This is a genomic window from Inquilinus sp. CAU 1745 (assembly GCF_039839375.1).
In the GTDB taxonomy this organism is placed as follows: domain Bacteria; phylum Pseudomonadota; class Alphaproteobacteria; order DSM-16000; family Inquilinaceae; genus JBDOQU01.
In genome coordinates this window covers 367,501-386,329 of the sequence record NZ_JBDOQU010000002.1, presented here as the reverse complement: position 1 = coordinate 386,329, position 18,829 = coordinate 367,501, and the positions used below count along the sequence as shown (strand labels likewise).

The 18,829-nt window shown below is 66.3% G+C and carries 23 protein-coding genes; 14 read left to right on the top strand and 9 right to left on the bottom strand.

From position 1 onward, the window contains the following. Nucleotides 1-283 precede the first annotated feature (283 nt). The 6 genes from AAFN89_RS04290 (at nt 284) to AAFN89_RS04265 (ending at nt 5,070) form a co-directional block, all read left to right on the top strand. Nucleotides 284-688, top strand: coding sequence for a hypothetical protein (locus AAFN89_RS04290; RefSeq protein WP_347536272.1), 405 nt, complete (start codon nt 284-286; stop codon nt 686-688). 61 nt (nt 689-749) lie between these two features. Continuing rightward, nucleotides 750-2,273, top strand: coding sequence for a multicopper oxidase family protein (locus tag AAFN89_RS04285; protein WP_347536270.1), 1,524 nt, complete (start codon nt 750-752; stop codon nt 2,271-2,273). 113 nt (nt 2,274-2,386) lie between these two features. Then, nucleotides 2,387-2,752: a DUF411 domain-containing protein gene (locus AAFN89_RS04280; RefSeq protein ID WP_347536268.1), complete on the top strand. Its 366-nt coding sequence runs from the start codon at nt 2,387-2,389 to the stop codon at nt 2,750-2,752. Nucleotides 2,753-3,224: 472 nt separating this feature from the next. Beyond that, complete coding sequence (locus AAFN89_RS04275; RefSeq protein ID WP_347536266.1) at nt 3,225-3,491, top strand: metal-sensing transcriptional repressor; 267 nt, start codon at nt 3,225-3,227, stop codon at nt 3,489-3,491. Between the two features lie 89 nt (nt 3,492-3,580). Then, a complete protein-coding gene (locus tag AAFN89_RS04270; protein ID WP_347536264.1) occupies nt 3,581-3,736 on the top strand; it encodes a hypothetical protein in 156 nt (51 codons plus the stop codon). Nucleotides 3,737-3,747: 11 nt separating this feature from the next. Then, on the top strand, nt 3,748-5,070 hold the full coding sequence (locus AAFN89_RS04265; protein WP_347536262.1) for an MFS transporter: 1,323 nt from the start codon (nt 3,748-3,750) through the stop codon (nt 5,068-5,070). 407 nt (nt 5,071-5,477) lie between these two features. Here the strand turns inward: AAFN89_RS04265 and AAFN89_RS04260 are convergent, their stop codons facing one another. The 7 genes from AAFN89_RS04260 to AAFN89_RS04230 all read right to left on the bottom strand — a co-directional run bounded on the left by AAFN89_RS04260 (nt 5,478) and on the right by AAFN89_RS04230 (nt 10,909). Further along, nucleotides 5,478-6,032, bottom strand: a complete 555-nt coding sequence (locus AAFN89_RS04260) for a manganese efflux pump MntP family protein (RefSeq protein ID WP_347536260.1) — start codon at nt 6,030-6,032, stop codon at nt 5,478-5,480. A 364-nt stretch (nt 6,033-6,396) separates the two neighbouring features. Next, entirely contained in the window at nt 6,397-7,851 is a 1,455-nt protein-coding gene (gene merA / locus AAFN89_RS04255; protein WP_347536258.1) for a mercury(II) reductase, read from the bottom strand. 17 nt (nt 7,852-7,868) lie between these two features. Next, a complete protein-coding gene (locus tag AAFN89_RS04250) occupies nt 7,869-9,218 on the bottom strand; it encodes an NAD(P)/FAD-dependent oxidoreductase (protein WP_347536256.1) in 1,350 nt (449 codons plus the stop codon). 124 nt (nt 9,219-9,342) lie between these two features. Continuing rightward, entirely contained in the window at nt 9,343-9,795 is a 453-nt protein-coding gene (merB, locus tag AAFN89_RS04245; protein ID WP_347536254.1) for an organomercurial lyase, read from the bottom strand. 5 nt (nt 9,796-9,800) lie between these two features. After that, on the bottom strand, nt 9,801-10,214 hold the full coding sequence (locus tag AAFN89_RS04240) for a hypothetical protein (RefSeq protein ID WP_347536252.1): 414 nt from the start codon (nt 10,212-10,214) through the stop codon (nt 9,801-9,803). Nucleotides 10,215-10,223: 9 nt separating this feature from the next. After that, a complete protein-coding gene (merP, locus tag AAFN89_RS04235) occupies nt 10,224-10,505 on the bottom strand; it encodes a mercury resistance system periplasmic binding protein MerP (RefSeq protein WP_347536356.1) in 282 nt (93 codons plus the stop codon). Nucleotides 10,506-10,519: 14 nt separating this feature from the next. Next, nucleotides 10,520-10,909, bottom strand: a complete 390-nt coding sequence (locus AAFN89_RS04230) for a mercuric transporter MerT family protein (RefSeq protein WP_347536250.1) — start codon at nt 10,907-10,909, stop codon at nt 10,520-10,522. A 76-nt stretch (nt 10,910-10,985) separates the two neighbouring features. Here AAFN89_RS04230 and AAFN89_RS04225 point away from each other — a divergent pair, with 76 nt between their 5' ends. Beyond that, the gene (locus AAFN89_RS04225) at nt 10,986-11,405 is read left to right on the top strand and encodes a helix-turn-helix domain-containing protein (RefSeq protein WP_347536247.1); all 420 of its coding nucleotides are present in this window, start codon (nt 10,986-10,988) and stop codon (nt 11,403-11,405) included. Nucleotides 11,406-11,524: 119 nt separating this feature from the next. Here the strand turns inward: AAFN89_RS04225 and AAFN89_RS04220 are convergent, their stop codons facing one another. Continuing rightward, a complete protein-coding gene (locus AAFN89_RS04220; RefSeq protein ID WP_347536245.1) occupies nt 11,525-12,364 on the bottom strand; it encodes a nucleoside phosphorylase in 840 nt (279 codons plus the stop codon). A 12-nt stretch (nt 12,365-12,376) separates the two neighbouring features. Further along, on the bottom strand, nt 12,377-13,036 hold the full coding sequence (locus AAFN89_RS04215; RefSeq protein WP_347536243.1) for a metalloregulator ArsR/SmtB family transcription factor: 660 nt from the start codon (nt 13,034-13,036) through the stop codon (nt 12,377-12,379). Nucleotides 13,037-13,185: 149 nt separating this feature from the next. Here AAFN89_RS04215 and AAFN89_RS04210 point away from each other — a divergent pair, with 149 nt between their 5' ends. The 7 genes from AAFN89_RS04210 to AAFN89_RS04180 all read left to right on the top strand — a co-directional run bounded on the left by AAFN89_RS04210 (nt 13,186) and on the right by AAFN89_RS04180 (nt 18,810). Beyond that, nucleotides 13,186-14,385: an MFS transporter gene (locus tag AAFN89_RS04210; protein WP_347536241.1), complete on the top strand. Its 1,200-nt coding sequence runs from the start codon at nt 13,186-13,188 to the stop codon at nt 14,383-14,385. Nucleotides 14,386-14,522: 137 nt separating this feature from the next. After that, a complete protein-coding gene (locus AAFN89_RS04205; RefSeq protein ID WP_347536239.1) occupies nt 14,523-14,894 on the top strand; it encodes a hypothetical protein in 372 nt (123 codons plus the stop codon). A 256-nt stretch (nt 14,895-15,150) separates the two neighbouring features. Further along, nucleotides 15,151-15,726, top strand: coding sequence for a DsbE family thiol:disulfide interchange protein (locus tag AAFN89_RS04200; protein ID WP_347536237.1), 576 nt, complete (start codon nt 15,151-15,153; stop codon nt 15,724-15,726). A 143-nt stretch (nt 15,727-15,869) separates the two neighbouring features. Continuing rightward, nucleotides 15,870-16,376, top strand: coding sequence for a TlpA disulfide reductase family protein (locus AAFN89_RS04195; protein WP_347536235.1), 507 nt, complete (start codon nt 15,870-15,872; stop codon nt 16,374-16,376). 416 nt (nt 16,377-16,792) lie between these two features. Continuing rightward, a complete protein-coding gene (locus tag AAFN89_RS04190) occupies nt 16,793-17,071 on the top strand; it encodes a hypothetical protein (RefSeq protein WP_347536233.1) in 279 nt (92 codons plus the stop codon). Between the two features lie 108 nt (nt 17,072-17,179). Next, nucleotides 17,180-17,881 (top strand): SCO family protein, encoded by a 702-nt coding sequence (locus AAFN89_RS04185; RefSeq protein ID WP_347536231.1) that lies wholly within the window; start codon nt 17,180-17,182, stop codon nt 17,879-17,881. A gap of 50 nt (nt 17,882-17,931) precedes the next feature. Next, on the top strand, nt 17,932-18,810 hold the full coding sequence (locus AAFN89_RS04180) for a F510_1955 family glycosylhydrolase (RefSeq protein WP_347536229.1): 879 nt from the start codon (nt 17,932-17,934) through the stop codon (nt 18,808-18,810). The last annotated feature ends 19 nt before the right edge of the window (nt 18,811-18,829 follow it).

Below are 18,829 nucleotides of genomic sequence, written 5' to 3'. Positions count from 1 at the left end.
CTCGTCAAGTTTCATTTCAATGAATCTTGAAATACGAGTCCGCCAGAGGACCTCTTGCGGTCGAAGGTGGCATGAGCGGACGCTCGCCCTTGTTCAGCTGAAGATTTTTACTGCCTTCTTGAATCAACTAAGACGAGCATAATCGCTGGCGACGACGACCGATGGAAGCAATGACGGGGGATCTATGATCGACCTGCGAACTGACCGACTTCACATGCTGCCCGACGAGCCAATGGCGCCGACAGTCCGAACATTGAGCGCAGCAGGTAGCGGGCGGAGGAAAATGTCCTCGGAACTCTGTCCTGCTGCCGGTGAAGGGCGTATCATCGACGGCATGCATTGCTTCCACCGTCTTCTTCCCGTCGCGCTGATCCTGGCCCTCGCGCTTGGGCTGACGGCGCAAGCGGCGCGTGTTGACGCGATGGCGATGGGCATGATGTCCGCCTCAGATATGGATGGGGCGCGTCTGGACAACGGCCAGGTTTGCAGTGACATGGACAAGGGCACCATGGCTGCATCGGGCTGCCAGGGTGCCGCCTGCACCAACGCGATGCCGATGGCGCTCGCGGCCGCCCCCACGATCCTGCCAATGCCCGCTGCCGACTTCGCTGTTTGGATGCCCGGGATCAGCGCTGGGCTGAGCGCGTCGCCAGACCCTTACCCTCCAAGACACGCCCTTTTCGTCTGAGGCACTTCGCTGCGATTTGGCGGCGGAGTGCGTGAGTTGGTCGCTCAAGTAAGCGATCGCTATGACGACCGGTCTGCCCGCACATCCGCGCATGAATGCCGCGTGGCGGGCGGGCAGACTAAAGGCCTCGAGGAAGAACATGGAATTGAATGCTTCGGCTCGACCGTTTGGCCGACGGCGCCTATTGCAGTTCGCGTACAGCGCCGCCGTTGCGGGAGTTATCGCGCCGTCCGGCATCTTCCCGGCCCGCGCCGGTGACCATCCGAGACACGCTCTGACCGCGGGCGCCGGACGGGTTCGGCTCGTCGGCACCGACTACCCAGAAACGACGGTCTGGGCCTTCGACGGGCAGGTTCCCGGACCCGAGATCCGCGTGCAACAGGGCGATCGGCTGAGCGTCGCGGTGACCAACAATCTCGCCGAGGAGACGACCGTTCACTGGCACGGCGTGCGGGTGCCAAATGCCATGGACGGTGTACCCTACCTGACCCAGCGGCCCATCGGTGTCGGCGAAACCTTCACGTATGAGTTCGAGGTGCCCGACGCAGGCACCTACTGGTACCACCCGCACCAGCGCAGCTTCGAACAGGTCGGCCGCGGTCTCTATGGGCCGCTGATCATCGAGGAGCCCGAGCCGATCCGGGTCGACCGCGACGTCACCTGGGTGCTCGACGACTGGCGCCTCCTGGAGGATGCGTCGATCAGCGACGACTTCGGCAACATGATGGACCTGAGCCACAACGGCCGAGTTGGCAATACCATGACGGTGAACGGGCAGGTGCTCGATGCATTTCCGGTACGCGCGGGCGAGCGGATCCGGTTGCGGCTGATCAACGCCGCCAATGCCCGGATCTTCGGGCTGGATTTCCGGGATCATCACCCGATGGTCGTGGCCATCGACGGCCAGCCGGTCGAGCCGCACGAGCCCGATGGCGATCGGATCGTCCTCGCACCCGCCATGCGCATTGACCTCGTCATCGACATGGCGGGGACGCCCGGCAGCCGTGCTCCGGTCGTCGACGACTTCTACCAGGATCTCGCCTATCGCGTCGTCGATCTCGCCTATGCCAATGAGGCGCCGCTCCGTGACCATCCGCTCGACGCGCCCATACGGCTGGAGAGCAACCCGCTGCCGGAGCCGGTTCTTTCGGAGGCCGTGCGCCACGAAGTCGTTTTCACCGGCGGCATGATGGGGATGATGAGCGGTGCCATGATGGGCGGCCGAATGATGGACATGCGCTCGATGATGCGCCAGGGCATGGCCTGGGCGATCAATGGCGTCGTGGCCGGTGGCCATGTCATGGATCCCATCTTCACGCTCGAGCGCGGCCGGACCTGCATCATCGCCATGGCCAATGACACCGCCTGGCATCACCCCATGCACCTGCACGGGCACAGCTTCCGAGTCCTATCCCGCAATGGTGAGCCAACGAGGTATCGAGTGTGGCAGGACACTGTCCTGCTGGCGCCGCGTGAACGGGTCGAAATTGCCTTCGTCGCGGACAACCCCGGAGATTGGATGTTCCACTGCCACATCCTCGAGCATCAGGCAGCCGGGATGATGAGCGTCATCCGGGTTGCTTGACCCCAATGCCGACGGAACCGAACAGGAGTCCTGCCATGCGTACTATCAGTGCCATCACCCTCTCGCTCATTCTTCTGACCCCGGTCACCGCGGCGGCGGACGAGGCCGCGAGGATGACGCTCTACAAGAATCCGCAATGTGGTTGCTGCGAAGGCCATGCCGAGCATCTCCGCCAGAACGGCTTCGATGTCGAGGTCATCGCCACCCACGACCTGCCGCTTATCAAGCAGGAACATCAGGTTCCGATGGAACTCGCGGGCTGCCATACGATCGAGGTCAATGGCTACGTCATCGAGGGTCATGTTCCAGCCGACGTGATCAAGCGCCTGCTCGCGGAGCGCCCGGATATCGAGGGTATTTCGCTGCCCGGCATGCCGACCGGATCGCCGGGCATGGGCGGACCGAAGACTGAGCCGTTCACGATCTACACGTTCGGCGGCGAGGACGCGGTCGAGCCGCAGATCTACGCCGTCGAATGACGTCGCGCACGATGGTCTGGGCGGGGGGCGCGGCCGTGCTCGTTGCCCTTGCCGTCGCCGGTAGCGTCACCTGGACGGCAATAGAACATGGGGGCGCCAGTTCAGCTAACGCGAACGATGCTGAACAGGTGGCGCTTGGGGAGGCGGTCTACGGCGATTATTGCGCAGCGCGCCACGGCGCTAACCTTGAGGGCCAGCCGAATTGGCGGGAACGGAAGCCGGACTGCCGCCTTTCGGCACCTCCGCATGATGCCTTTGGACACACTTGGCATCACCGCGTGCTCTTCGGATCATCTGGAATAGCATCGCAGAGCACGTCCTTGCTGGTTACCAGAAGACTATGCCCGCATTCGGGGAGGTCTTGGGCGACAAACGGCGATCTGGTCTCGATCGTTGCGGCGAGGCTGACTACCAATATGCAGAGAGAGCTGAGTTTCTTGCAGAATCCTCTCCGGGGGGATAGGATAAAAAAGTGATCCACGAAACGCATCCCGAAATCCTGAAGCGCCTGCGCCGCGCGCACGGTCATCTCGCCTCGATCATCCGCATGCTCGAGGAACAGCGCCGCTGCCTGGAAATCGCCCAGCAGCTTCAGGCGGTCGTCAACGCCGTCGACAACGCCAAGACGACCTTGATTCACGACCACATCGACCACTGCCTGGAGCAGGCCATTGGCCCTGTCCCACAGGACCGTCGGGCGTCGCTACAGGAGTTCAAGGAGATCACGAAGTATCTCTGACGGATGCCTCATTCCGTTAGAAGGATATCTCAGGCATGTGTTGTGATTGGAAAGACTCAGAGCACTTTTGCCGCTGTCGGATCGCGGTGTTGCGGGCCTATACGGGACTCGTCGAGCGTGGTGAGCCCGAACTCGTGGCACGCGAGGCGGCGGCCATCGTGTTTCGCTGGCATCACCCCAGCATGCAAGCGGCCGAGCGGGAGCATATCGTCACCGCGTGGCTCGATCGCCGTCGGCTGCATTAGGGACGAGTGCCGTGATCCGGATTCTGACCGATCGCACCTATCGCCACCTGTTCGTTTCTCAGGTCGTCGCACTGCTCGGCACGGGGCTCGCCACGGTCGCTCTCGGCCTGCTCGCCTATGATATAGCGGGCGGCGATGCGGGCGCGGTGCTCGGCACAGCGCTCGCGATCAAGATGGTGGCCTATGTTGGCGTGGCGCCGGTGGCGAATGCCTTCGCTGATCGGCTGCCGCGCCGGGCGATGCTCGTCGGCCTCGATCTGGTTCGCGCAGCCATCGCGTTGTGCCTGCCGTTCGTGACCGAGGTCTGGCAGGTCTACGTCCTCATCTTCGTGCTGCAAGCGGCCTCGGCTGCGTTCACGCCGACCTTCCAGGCGACGATTCCGGACGTTCTGCCGGACGAGAAGGACTATACGAAGGCGCTTTCGCTCTCGCGCCTCGCCTACGACCTCGAGAGCCTGATCAGCCCGGCGCTGGCGGCCGCGCTTCTGACGGTCATCAGCTTCCACGGCCTGTTCGCGGGCACGGCGGTTGGCTTCTTGCTCTCGGCCGCGCTCGTCATGTCCGTCGTCCTGCCGCAGTCCAAGGCGGCTGACGAGCACCGAGGCCTCTACGACCGGATGACCAAGGGATTGCGCATTTACCTCGCGACGCCGCGCCTACGCGGGCTGCTGGCGCTTAACCTTGCCGTCGCCGCAGCCGGGGCCATGGTGATCGTCAACACGGTAGTCTACGTGCGCGGCCGTCTAGGGCTCGGCAACACCGAAGTCGCTCTCGCGCTGGCCGCGTTCGGCGGCGGCTCCATGCTCGCGGCGCTGCTCCTGCCCAGGTTGCTCGACGAGGTGCCGGACCGCGCGGCGATGCTGACGGGCGCGGCCTTGCTGGCAGTCGGTCTACTGCTCGGCCTGGGTATGCCCGGATTCGGCCTCCTGCTACCGCTCTGGTTCGCGCTGGGCTTGGGCTACTCGCTAGTCCAGACGCCAACCGGACGGCTGCTGCGGCGCTCCGCCCGCGCCGAAGACCGCCCGGCATTGTTCGCCGCGCAGTTCGCACTGTCGCATGCCTGTTGGCTGGTGACCTATCCGCTCGCGGGCTGGCTCGGCGCCGAAGCTGGACTGGTGGCACCCTTCGCCGCGCTCGGCGGACTGACGGCGGTTGCAGTGGCCTCCGCACTTTGGCTCTGGCCCACACACGATCCCGAAACCGTGGTGCACCTGCACGCCGATCTCGACCCCGACGATCCCCACGTTCGGGATGCCGAGCGGACGCCAGAGGGCTTCCGACATGCCCACACCTTCATCATCGACGCAAAGCATAGGCGGTGGTCCGCTCACTGAACGACCCAAGCTCCCGTTGCGCTGCTCGGCGCCAAGTACCTGGGCGCGACCTGGCTGGACCCGGTCATGGGCATCGTCGGGGCCGTGCTGGTAGCGAACTGGTCGCGGGGGTTGCTGCGGAGCACGAGCCGCGTGCTGCTCGATTGGCAGGGCCGCGCAACACACAGGGGGAGCTCCGCCGATCGCTGGAGCAAGGCGATGACCGCATTGCCGACTTGCATGTCTGGTCAATCGGCCTCGGCATCAACGCCGCCATCGTAAGCATCGTCACCCACGATCCGCTCTCGCCCGAGGCGTATCACGCGCGGGTTCCGGCCGGACTCGGGATCCGGCATCTCAGCGTCTAGGTACATCGCTGCCGTTGAGTTCCCGCCGCCTGCCCCGGCGAGCGGCTTGGTTCCCGTCCGTCAGGGCAGCGTGTGCTCGACGAGGATCTTGATGCCGATGGCAATCAGCCGGAAGCCGCCGATGAGCTCGGCCCGGTGCCGGAGCATTGGCCCGGTCGCCCGCCCGATCAATACGCCGCCGAACGCCATGCCGAAGGTCACCGCGCCAATCAGGAGCGCCGTCGTGACGATGTCGACCTCCGCCATGGCGAGACCGACGCCGACGGCAGCAGCGTCGACGCTGGTGGCCAGCGCCGTAGTCGCCAACGCCAGGAGGCCGGTCCGTCCATCCCGCTCGGAGCCCGGGCCCGGGCGGAGGAAGTTGCGGATCATGGCACCACCGACCAGCAGCAACAGTCCGAACGCGACCCAATGGTCGAGCGCGGCAACCAACCCGGCAAAGGCGACGCCTACGGCCCAGCCGACCACCGGCATCAGCAACTGGCAGGCGCCAAACGCGGCACCGACACGAAGCGCATCGGGGATGCCCGGGCGGCGCAGCACGGCGCCCTTGCCGAGCGCGGCGGCGAACGAGTCCATGGACAGGCTGAGCGCAAGCGATGCGGCGATCGGCATCGGTGAGGGCTCCGGCCAAGCGGGACGATGGCAGAAACGCCGAAATGCGAAGGCTGCCGCTGGACCGGTCTCACCAAGCCGCCGGACCATCGATCCGGCTACCGCGCGGGCCACGGACAACAACGCCGTCCGAGAATGTTGACCCGCATCCCGCCGCTTCCGGCAGGCGATTACTCCCCGACGACCCAAGCATAAGGGAAGTCGCCCAGGGCGTCAATTTCCTTATGCTTTTCAATTAGTTGTTCGTCACACTTAGTTTGTTTGCCAATGCTTTACTTTGGAGTCGGTCGCGACGGCCTCGCCGGTCGAGCGCGGCGAGATCCTCATCGAAGGTCGAGACAGTTGCCTGTCACCATCGGCTACCTCATCCGGCGCAGCACGACAGCTTCTTGATGTCCTTGGCGAAGCTCAGTGCGCCCAGCTTCACGCCCTCGACCGTGGTCAGGTAGGGGAACAGGGTGTCGGCGAGGTCCGACACTGTCAGGCCATGCTTCACAGCCAGCACTGCGGTCTGGATGCTGTCGCCCGCCTCCGGCGCCAGCATGTGCGCACCCAGCAAGCGGCCGCTGCCGCGCTCAGCGACCAGCTTGATAAGCCCGCGCGTGTCCCGCGCCGCCAGGGCGCGCGGCACCTGGTCGAGCGATAGCACCGCCATCTCGACGTCCAGCCCCGCCCGCTGGGCCGCGGCCTCGGTCAGACCGACGCTGACCGCCTGCGGGTCGGTGAAGGTGACCTCGGGCATTGCACTGGCGTCGTACTGGCGTTTTTCGCCGGTGAGCGCGTTTTCGGCCGCGAGCCTGCCGCCGTAGGCCGCCATGTAGACGTAGAAATCCCGGCCGGTCACGTCGCCTGCGGCGTAGGTACCGGGGCGGGTCGTCCGCAGCCGATCATCGACGCGGACGGCGTCCTGCGCATCCAGCGCCACGCCCGCTGTCTCCAGCCCCATCCCGGCCGTGTTCGGCGTCCGGCCGGTGGCGATGAGGACGCGTTCGGCCGCGAGCGTCACCGGCCTGCCGTCCGCATCCCGGATGGCGAGTTCGACGCCATCCCCGACCCGGCGGATGAAGTCATAGGCGACCCCGCAGCGGACCTCGACGTCCTCGGCGCGCAGGTAGTCCGCGAGCGCTGCGCTGACCTCCGGCTCGGCGTTGGGCAGTAGCCGGGAGCGACACACGATCGTGACCCGCGCGCCCATGCGGGCGAACATCTGGCCGAGTTCGACGCCGACCACGCCGCCGCCGATCACCAGCAGCGAGGCTGGTAACGCTTCCAGGTCCATCGCCGTCGTGCTGGTCAGCCAGGGCACGCCATTGAGGCCGGGGATAGCGGGAACGGCTGGGGATGCGCCGGTCGCGATGACGACCTTGTCCGTCCGGAGCAGCCGCCCGTCGATCTCGACTCCCTGGTCGGTCAGCCGCGCCCTACCGGACAGGTAGGAGATGCTCTCGTATTCGGCGAGCAGGTCGTCGTACTTCGCCTGGCGCAGGCTGGCCACGAGCTCGTCCTTCTGCACGATGAGCGCCTTCCAGTCCTCGAGCCGGGCCTTTGCCGAGATTCCTGCGAACCGTGGCGCGGTGCGCGTGTGGTGTAGGGCCTCGGCGGCCCGGATCAGGGTCTTCGACGGGACGCAGCCGATGTTGACGCAGGTGCCGCCAATGGCGCCGTAGCCGACCAATGCGACCCTGGCACCAAGCTCGACCGCGCGGATCGCCGCGGCGAAGCCCGCCGACCCGGCTCCGACGACCACCAGATCCGGCTTCGAGGGCCCGCCGCCCGAGGCGTCGGCCGGGCAGCAGTGGGGATACAACTTGTCAAGCATCGATGGTTCTGTCCGTCTCAGAGCATGTAGCCGACGTCCGATGCGCCCGTCGGATAGGCGAACATCGTCGTCTTGAGGGCGTCGGTTGTCATCAGGTCGTTCCGGATCGCCAGTGCGAAGGTGTTGATGACCTCATCGGCGTGCGGCCCGACGAGGTGGGCGCCGAGAATGCGCTCCGTGCCCTCCTCGACGAGAACCTTGAAGCCGTAGACCGTCTCCGCGACCCGTCGCGCGGTGTACCAGTCCGGCACTCGGTCGGACTTCATGCGGAAGCGAAGGCCTTGCTCGCGGGCTTCCGTCTCGCTCAGGCCGACCCGGGCGATGGGCGGAATCGTGAAGGCGACGCTCGGCACGCCGCGGTAGTCGGGCCGATGCGTGTTGGTGTCCAGGAGGTTGGCCGCGACCACCTTCGCGTCGTGGCTCGCTACGGGGGTCAGCGGCGGTCCCATCGCCGCCGAGTCGCCTGCGGCGTACACCCTCGGATTCGAGACGCTCTGGAGGTGTTCGTTGAGCCTGAGGCGCCTACCCTCACGCTCGACGCCCGCCGCATCTAACTGAAGGTCGTCGAGATCGGGAACGCGCCCGGCCGCGTGCACGACGAGGTCAGCCTCGAATGCCTGAACCCCGTCCGCGGAGCGGGCACGGACAGCGAAGCCGGAGCCGGTCTGCTCCACGGCCTCGACCGAGGTGCCGGTCCGGACGTCGACCCCGATCTCCGCGAACCGCTCCATCAGCCAGCCGACCAGGTCGGGATCGAACCCCATCAGCATGCGGTCCGCACGCTGCAAGACGATGACCTGGGTTCCCGCTCGCGCCGCGATGTGGGAGAACTCGGCGGCGATGTAACCGCCGCCCACCATCAGAATCCGCGGCGGCAACGTGTCCATCTCCAGGAAATCTTCGTTGGTTGCGAGGTGCTCTTCGCCCGGGAAGCCGAGCGGCGCGGGTCGTGCCCCGGCGGCGATCAGGACATGGCGCGCGCCGAGGGTCTTCCCGTCGACCTCAATGACATCGGGCGCTACGAACCGGGCATGTCCGTGGTAGGCTTCGATGCCTTGGTCCGCGTAGCGGCGCTCGCGCTTCTCCGGGACGGGGGCGGTGAAGGACCGCTTGAAGGCGATGAGGTCACGCCATTCGACGCGTGTGTCCCCGGCAACGCCGTGGCCGCGCATGCGCCGGACCAGGTCGACGGCCTCAATCCCGGCCACGAACATCTTCTTTGGGTCGCAGCCGCGGAGCGCGCAGGTGCCCCCAAACGGCCGATGGTCGACCACGGCGACGGACCATCCGGCGGCGCGGACCCGCGAACACGCCACCATCGCAGCCGTGCCGGTACCAATTACGATCAGGTCGTAGGACTTGGTCATGCAATTGCCTCAGGTCAGTAGACGTCATCGGCATCGCCCGGCATCAGGGTATTGAGCATATCCTTGATCCCGAGCAGCGCGACGTCCGGGTGAATGTGGCCAGACTCGATCTGGTAGAGAATTGTCATCGTCTTGCTGTAGTAGAGCTTGATGTCGCGTCCGGAGCGACCGCACCGGGTTGCAGCATCGGGACGAAGACGACCCAGCCGACCTGGAGGGCCTCGTCGACGGACAGCCGGAACCCGTGCACGCCGGGCTGATCGTTCCGCCGCCAGGCGTGCAGGTGCTGATCCGAATAGAAGAAGGCCTGCACGGTGCAAAGAGAGGTGGCCGCGCAGGCATCGGCGTAGTGCACGCCTGACCAGACTATGGCGCTGTCCGGCGACACCAACGCCAACGCCTGGCCCCGATCGCGCGTTGCGATCTCGATGTCGTAGTCGTAGTCGTAGTCGTAGTCGTAGTCGTAGTCGTAGTCGTAGTCGTAGTCGTAGTCGTAGTCGTAGGACCGACATCGGGCCCGGATCACCGTGTCAATGCCGAGCATGGTGCCGACGCCGAGCGCGTCGATGACGCACATGGCCATCACCGTGGTGGACCCGAAATCGACGCGGTGCTCGGTCGCATCGTTGGTGAACGGATACGCCCCGACGATGTGCCCCTTGGTGTCGAGGACGACGAGGCGGCGTCGGGAGCAACGCCGACAGCGGCTGCCAACTCCGGCAGCGTCAGCGCCTTTCCGGCCCGGGCGTAAAGGTCAAGCACCGTGCGCCAGACGCGGTCCTCCGTCTCCCCCATCGCCGACCACTTCCGCGCCATGTCGAAGGCTTCGAACGTCGCCCCAAGCGCATGTCGCGCGGCGTCCGTCCGGACCACGGTCCAGTCGGGCAGGTGGACGTCCGGGCGCAACATCACGGCCTGTCCGTCGGACGCACCCGTGGAGGTCTCAGGCGGCGGCGCTGAATGGGCTGTCGAGCCGTAGAGGTGATGCTGTCCCATCTCTCCCTCCTACGGCATCGGCCGGGAGGGGAACCCGGCGTTCGTGGTGGCGTCTACCAGGGCGGCAACTGTGGCCTTGGCGTCGTCGAATGTCACGACGGCGCTCTTCTCCTCGAACGACACCTCGACATTGCCGACGCCCGGCACCGCCTCCAAGGATTCCCGGACGACGATCGGGCAGGTCGCGCAGGTCATGTTCTCGACCGCGAACCGGATCGTGCGCTCCGCGGCCGCGGCGGTGCCCGAGACCAGCGACAGCGCGGCGAGAACGGTTCCGATCAGGTGTTTCATCATGGTCCCCTCCATTAGGACAGCAGGAGCGGGGCGATATAGGGGAAGGCGACCGCCACGATGACGAGACCGGTCGCGCTCCACAGGGCACCCCTGACGAGGCGGGCCGGTCCGTCGCAGGCGACCGGCCTGCGGTAGGCGCGCCAGAACCCGGTGCCGAGGAAGCCGAGCGCCGCCGCCACGAACAGCGGCTGATACGGCGCGAGCGCCGTCAGATTGCCGATCCAGGCACCGCTGATGCCGAGCGTGAACAACACGAACGGCAGGACGCAGCACGAGGAGGCACCGATGGCCGTAAGGATACCACCGACCGACAGCACGGCCTTGCCGGTGATCTCCTGGCCCCCTTTGTTGCGGGCGCGTGCGGTGACATTGGATACCTCGACCTTCCCGCTCGTAGCCATCGCGTCCCCTCCGTGGACCATGTACAGTCCCGAGGATGCAACCTGTAGCAACTACAGATTCAAGGGGTTTTTGTCGATGAGGACGCGTGCCCCGGAGACCACGCCGCTTCTGCCCATCGGCGCGTTGTCGAAACGCACCGGCTGCAACATCGAGACGATCCGCTACTACGAGAAGATCGGCCTGCTCCCGGCGTCAGCCCGCACCGAAGGGCGCCACCGGATCTACGGCCAGGACCATCTCAAGCGGCTGACCTTCATCCGCCGCGCCCGCGACCTGGGCTTCACGCTCGATGAGGTCCGGGCCTTCCTGCGGCTCGTGGACGGCGGCTACACCTGCGGCGAGGTTCAGGCCATAACCCTGGAGCACCTCGCCGAGGTGCGGCGCAAGATCGCGGACCTCAGACGGCTGGAGCGCACGCTCGCCGAGATCGCGAGCCGGTGCGAGGGCGGGGCGGTCCCGGACTGCCCGATCGTCGACGCGTTGTATCCGTCGTGATACGTTTCCGCCCGGCCAAGTCATCCGCACCAGCCTTGCTCAAACGGCGTGGCCCGCGCACTGAACGCGCCTACATTCTGACCATGAATGAATTCGATGAGTGTCTGACTGCGTCGGCGCTAGGGGGAGTCATCGCGGCCCGGAATGTGTGCTGACCGTTCCCAGGCTTCTGCTACGACATGAATGAGCGACAGGGCGGCTATCGTCCCGTTCGCCTCGCCCTTCTCGAAGTCGCCCTCGATCCGGCCCATCTGGTTGGTTACATGGGCGAAACATAGAACGGGTTTGCGACGCGCCGCAGCGAAGGCGTAAAGCGCCGCCGCCTCCATCTCGACTGCCAGGATTCCCTTCTCCCGAGCCGCCTCGATCGCCGCAGCCGTCTCCCGGAACGGGGCGTCAGTCGTCCACGTAGCCCCACGCTCGACCGGCTCGCCGACACTGGACAATCCCCCGGAGACGAGCTCGATCAAGCCGTGATCCGCCTCGCTGTACTCGGATGGCGGCAGGTAATGGTAGCTGGTGCCCTCATCGCGCAGCGCCTTGTCGATCAGGATGAAGTAGGGCGGCGGGCGCAGCGCGGTGATCTGGCCCGACGACGTGATGCTGACCAGCAGATGGCAGCCGGAGGCGAACATCTGTTCGGCGACCAGCACGGCGTAGGAGGCGCCGACGGCGCAGCCGACGATGCCGTATTCCCGGCCGCGATGCTCGAACCTGTACAAGTCGCTGTGATAGCAGGCCCAGGACGGGTCGCGGCGGGCCCGCCCCGTGTCCCGCAGATGCCGCACGATGTCGCCGTCCGGATCGAGGACGCAGACCGCCGGGGCCGCCGCTTCCTCCAGGTTTTTCTGGCGCCGGGCTTCGCGCAGCAAGCTCTCGGGGGTGAATGCGGAGGCATCGTCGTGGAACTTGTCGCGCAGGATGGGCGGCACCGCGCGGCCGCCGTCATGTTGGGTCATGGGAGACCTTGATCAGGAAACGGCTTCGACGGGCAGACCGGCGGCCTTCCACTCTGGGTAGCCGTCCTCGAGGCGGCGGACCCGGTAGCCCAGGCGCCGGAGCTCGGCGACCGCCTCGAAGGACAGCACGCAGTACGGCCCCCGGCAGTAGGCGACCACCTCCTGGTCCGGCAGCAGGTCGGCGAGGCGCTGCTGGAGGTCGGCCAGCGGGATGTTCAACGCGCCGGGCAGGTGGCCCAACGCGAACTCGTCCTGCGGACGGACGTCGAGCAAGGTGATGCTGCGCTCCTGGAGTCGCTGGGCCAACTCCTCCCGTGAGATTGCCTCAAAGCTGTCGAGGCGGTCGAAGTAGGCCGTGACGACCTCGCGCACCTCGGCGACGTTGTGCTCGGCCAACCGCCGGAACGCCGCCAGGACGTCGAGGATCGGCCCTTCGCCGAGCCGGTACAGCACCCGCTTGCCGTCGCGGCGCGTCTGCGCGAAGCCATGGCGCCGCAGATGCTGCAAGTGCTGGGAGGCGTTGGCAACCGTCAGGCCGGTCAGCTGCGCCAACGCCTCCACCGAACGTTCGCCCTGGGCGAGGTGCTCCACCAACTCCAGGCGGTGGGTATGCCCGAGCGTGCGTGCCAGTTCCGCCAGATGCTCGAAAATCTGCCTCTTCGGATTCGACATTGACACTCCGTGGAAGCTTATGAATCATTCAAGAGAATAATTGAATATTTAGACGTTCACGTCAAGGTAGCCTCCATGGATTTGCTGTCCGGCCCCAGATGTTTGTCCGCGCCGACCACGATTCCGATGTCCGTCCGGCAGGGGGGACGATGATCGACCGCCCCATGCATCGGCAGGTGCTCCTCCTGGCCAGCGCGCAAGCCCTATTCCAGACCGCGTCGGTCCTCGTGATGACCGTCGGCGGCTTGGCCGGAGCGGCGATCGCCCCGACGCCGCAGCTGGCCACGGCGCCCATCGCGACAATGTTCCTGGGGACGGCCGTGGCGACCGTTCCCGCGTCCATGTTGATGGCGCGCGTCGGGCGGCGGCCTGGCTTCGTCGTCGGGGCGGTCCTCGGGACGACTGGCGGCCTCATGGCTGCGCTCGGCATCTGGCTTGGCTCGCTCCTCCTTCTGAGTTTCGGCACCTTCCTCGTCGGCGCCTACCAGGGCTTCGCACAGTTCTACCGGTTCGCGGCTGGTGAGGTTGCGGACGACGCGTTCCGGCCCCGCGCGATCTCGCTCGTCCTCGCGGGCGGCATCGTCGCCGCGCTCCTCGGCCCCCTGCTTGGCCGCATCGGGGGGCCGCTGTTCCACCCGGAGTATGTCGGCTCGTTCCTGCTGCTCGCGGTCGTCTCAATCCTCGCGGCGGGCATCCTGCTGGGGCTGCGGACGCCGTCGGCAGGCCAGCCCGGCACGACCGAAGGGGGGCGGCCGCTGCTGGGAATCGTCCGGCAACCGGCTTACCTCGTCGCGCTGTTCGGCGCCGCGACCGGATACGGCATCATGATCTTCGCCATGACCGCGACGCCGCTCGCGATGGTCCATCACCACCACCCTCTGGCGGACACGACGCTCGTCATCCAGCTTCACGTCCTCGGCATGTTCCTGCCGTCCTTCTTCACCGGCTCCCTCATCGCCCGGTTTGGCGTCCTGCGGATCATGCTGGCGGGCATCGCGCTGTTCGCGGGGCATGTGGCCATGAGCCTGTCCGGCACGGGATTCACCTCCTTCGCCGGTGCCCTCGTCATGCTCGGGGTGGGCTGGAACTTCCTGTACGTCGGAGGCACGACGCTGCTGACCACGACCTACAGCGTCGCCGAGCGGGGACGGGCCCAGGCCACCAACGACATGACGATCTTCGCCGTGGGGCTGACATGCTCGCTCGGGGCCGGGGCCCTGCTGGAAGCCGTCGGCTGGCAGTTGCTCAACCTACTGCTGCTGCCCTGGCTCGCTGTTGCCGCGCTTGCGCTGATGTGGCTCGGGATCGGCCGCAGGCGGCGTTCCCCCCAGCCCGTGACCACTCACTGACCCCAGTAGGGAATGACTGAAATGGACGGTATGGCTCCTCATTCCGTGGAACTGGTGGCGCGAACGGATCACGCAGAGTTGTCCGCACGGAGAATCCATTGTAGCGCAGGACAAATGCTCGCACCCGATTGGCATTGATGACCGCGGCCCATATAGTATGGCTCATGCGCAGCTTTCGCCGGATCCTTGCCGCTCTGCTGGTCCTCGCCTTCGGGCTTGGAATGGCAGCGTATGGCGTTGAGGCCAGTGAAATGACGCAGATGACTGTTGCCGCCGACCAGCCGATGCCCGATGACTGCGATGGCTGTGGCAGTTCCGACATGGCGCGGGCCTCCGTCTGCATGCTCGCCTGCCCCAGCGGGCTTGGCATCGTTCCGCAAGCCCAGCCGCCAGCGTTGCTCGTGACCGGCCATGCCTATGAGGGCATGCCGGAACAGCGTATTCTGGGTTCATCAAGCGCGCCCGACCCGCATCCCCCGAAATCCCGGTTCTCGCGTAAGCAGGCTTGAAGCCGCAGCAAGCGGCTAAGTCCCTGCTTTCCGGTTCCGCCGCGCGTTGCGCGTCGCAGAACCGTCGATCGCATCGTTAGCGCCCCGGCCGTCCATGGTGACGGCTCGGCGCCGATCGAGACCATGAGGACGGGATGAACACCTCCCTTCTGTATCCGATCGACGGCATTGCCGTTCTCCCTACCGTCCCGCCATCCGGTATCGCGGGACCTGTCGGCTACCCACTCGGCTCCACGCCCCGAAGCGGGGGTTAACGATGGCCGACGAAACTCTCACGACATCCGATGTCCCGCCGGTCGGTCGACGGCGGCTTCTCATGATGCTGCCAGGCGGCATCTTCGTAGGCGTCGCCGCCGCTCTCGGCATCGGGCTGACTCGCGATCCGCGGAAGCTGCCGTCGACCCTGATCGGCGATCCCGTGCCGACCTTCGACCTGCCGCCGGTTAAGGGTCGGACGCTTGGCTTGTCGAGCGTCGACCTCAGGGGCGAGGTCTCGCTGGTCAACGTCTTCGCCTCATGGTGCACGGCGTGCCGGTACGAGCACCCGCTGTTTATGGAGCTCAAGCGCAACGGCGCCGTCCCGGTTCACGGCCTCAACTACAAGGACCAGCCGGACGATGCGGCCGAGTGGCTCGACACCCTCGGCGATCCCTATACGCGCACGGGCACCGATCTCGACGGCCGGGTCGCCATCGACTGGGGCGTCTACGGAGTGCCGGAGACCTTCGTCGTCGGCCCGGACGGTCGCATCGCGCACAAGCATGTCGGGCCCGTCACCAAGGAAGTCCTGGACGAGACCATCCTTCCCCTGATCGCGAGATTGCGCCAATGAGACGAACCCCATCCCTCGCTCGACGGCAAGCGCTTGCCGTCGGCCTGCTGTCCGCCGCCGGACTTGCGACTCGTATCCTCGCCCCACCAACGGCGCGAGCAAGCGAGCCGTTCGGGCTCGCCCCACTCCACGAGCCCAAGCTCTTGCCCGAACTACGGTTCCAGGGCGCCGACGGGAACGACCTCAGCCTGGCTGACTTCCGCGGCAGAGTGGTCCTGCTGAACGTCTGGGCGACGTGGTGCGTCCCCTGCCGCGAGGAGATGCCGACGCTCGACCGACTCCAAGCCGAGCTGGGCGGGTCCGACTTCGAGGTCGTGGCGCTGTCGATCGACCGGGGCGGGTTCGGGGACGTCCGCGCGTTCTTCTCCGAGATCGGTATCGAGAACCTCCGCATCTACCTCGACCAACCTGGCGCGTCGATGGGCACGCTCGGTGTCCTGGGCGTCCCCACGACGCTCCTGATCGACCGCCAAGGCCGTGAGGTTGGACGGCTGACCGGCCCTGCCGAATGGGACAGCCCCGAGGCCATCGACCTGATCCGGCGCTATCTCAACGAGCCGGTGGTGCGCGACGCGAACCGGCGCGAGCCCCCGTCGAGCCTGAACGATCGTGTTCAGGCGATTTCCGCCAACCACAAGGTGACACCATGAGCGCTTCCGTCCCCGACCCCTCATTAGGCCAGGATCTCGGCAATGCCCTGCGCTGTGGGCTCCGCGGCCGCCGCGGCTTGATCGCAGCGGCGGTCGGGCTGGCGGTCCCGGCTCTGTGGTTCGGCTGGCCCTGGCTGGTGGCGGTGGGTATCGCCCCGCTGCTGGTGGCCTTCGCGCCATGCGCGATCATGTGCGGCCTCGGGCTCTGCATGTCCAAGGCCTGCTCGAAGCCGGGCAAGGGCACGCCGACAGTGCAGGCAGACCCAACTTTCCTGCCGCTCCAGCAGACGATCGCTCCGTCCACGCGATCGACCCCTTCAGCCAGGGCTGCGCACGTTGCGACAACCCGGCTGGAACCAAGGCGCCGTCGTCAGCGGCGACGCCTCGCACGCTCAACCCAAGCATAGGAGATCACCATGCGCACCATGACCAAGACCCTCGCGGTCGCGCTCGTCGCAACCGGCCTCCTCGGCATCCCGGCCGTCCTCGCTCAGAACCAATCCGATCAGGCGCCCCGGAGCGAAGCCCCCATGATGAACGACATGGAGGGCATGATGCCGGGCGGCGGCATGATGCGGATGATGGGCATGATGTCCCAGATGAACGAGATGATGGCGACCTGCACCGAGATGATGCAGGCCATGGCGCAGCAGCAGCCTGCAGCGTCCCAGCAGAACCAGGAAGGCAACGGCTAAGACGACTGGAGCGAGCGCCGGGCCGTCCGCGCGAGCGGCAGCCCGGCGCCCGTAGTGCTCTGACGTCTCGGGACACGAGCCCGCCGATACTCCCGACTGGACACGACCATGAAGCTCGCGCGCCTCCTTATATTTGCCGTCCTTCTCGCGACCGTCGTCGCTCCCACGCCGATGGCTGCACATTCGCTGGACAGTCTGGAACAGGACCTCCACGAGAAAGAGAAGTTTTTCGAGATCAAGAACGTCCCGGCGCCCGACTTCACGCTCCAGGACGCGGACGACAATTCCGTCAGCTTGTCAGACCTCCGCGGCAAGATCGTCGTGCTGCACTTCGTTTACGCGAGTTGTCCCGATGTCTGTCCGCTGCACGCCGATGTCATCGCCCGCATCCAGGAGATGGTCAACCAGACGCCGATGCGCGACCAGGTCCAGGTCGTCACCGTCACGACGGATCCGGAACGCGACACGGCCGAAGTTCTGCGCGGCTACGGCGAGGCCCATGGCCTGGACCCGGCCAATTGGGTTTTCCTGACGAGCGGACCTGACCGGCCCGAAGCGACGCGCGAGCTCGTGGAGGCGTTCGGTCACGGGTTCACGGTGACCGAGGACGGCCTACAGATGCACGGCGTCGTCACCCACGTCATCGATCAGCAAGGAACGCTGCGGGGTAATTTCCATGGCCTGGAGTTCGATCCGACGAACCTCGTCGTCTACCTCAACGGCCTGGTGAACGCTGGGGCGCCGCACGGGGACGAGGCGGCCCAAGGCACTATCCCATCCATCTGGCAGCGGATCCTGTCGCTGTTCTGATGCAACGCGCCTCAACCCTTCCGACTACAACCCGAATTTCAGGACCCAAAATGAACCTTCGCTCCAAACCCCTGATCACCGTCGCCGCAGTCGCCGCGATCGTTATCGCCGCCGCCGCCCTGTGGCAGGCAGACGCCTCGGAGAGCATCCCGATCGGCGAGGTCTCGCACATCCATGGGATCGCGGTGGACCCAACGGATCCGGCGCGCCTCCTCCTGGCGACGCATCACGGGGTTTACCGCACCGCGCCCGACGGGACCGCCGAGCAGGTCTCGGACGACCGGAGCGACTACATGGGCTTCACGCCCCATCCCAGCGACCCGGACGTCTTCTACGCCAGCGGGCATCCGGCGGGCGGTGGCAATCTCGGCTTCATTACCTCCAAGGATGGCGGCCAAAGCTGGGAGCAGATAGCGCAAGGGGCGAACGGTCCGGTCGACTTCCATGCGATGGACGTCAGCGCCGCCGACCCGAACGTGATCTACGGCCTCTACGGCGACATCCAGATCAGCCGCGACGGCGGGAAGACCTGGGAGGTTGCCGGAGCACCCCAGGCCGACGTGTTCGACCTCGGCGCGTCCGCTACCAACCCGGACATCGTCTACGCCGCCACCCGCGACGGGCTGATGGTCAGCGGTGACGGGGCGGAGACCTGGATGCCAGCGTTCGACGTTCAGCAGCCAGCAACCATGGTCCAAGCAGCCCCCGACGGCACGGTCTACGCCTTCGTGGTCGGCACCGGCCTGATCAGAACGAAGGAGGAGCCGGGGCTCATCTGGGAAACGGTCAGCAGCGACTTCGGTAACCGCGTGCTGTTGCACCTCGCGATTGATCCGAGCGAACCCAAGCGGCTGTTCGCGGTCACCCAGGACGGCGCCATCCTGGCCAGCACTGACGGCGGTCGGAATTGGAGCGGTCTTGGCGCCTGATGCCGAGGCTAGAGATCTG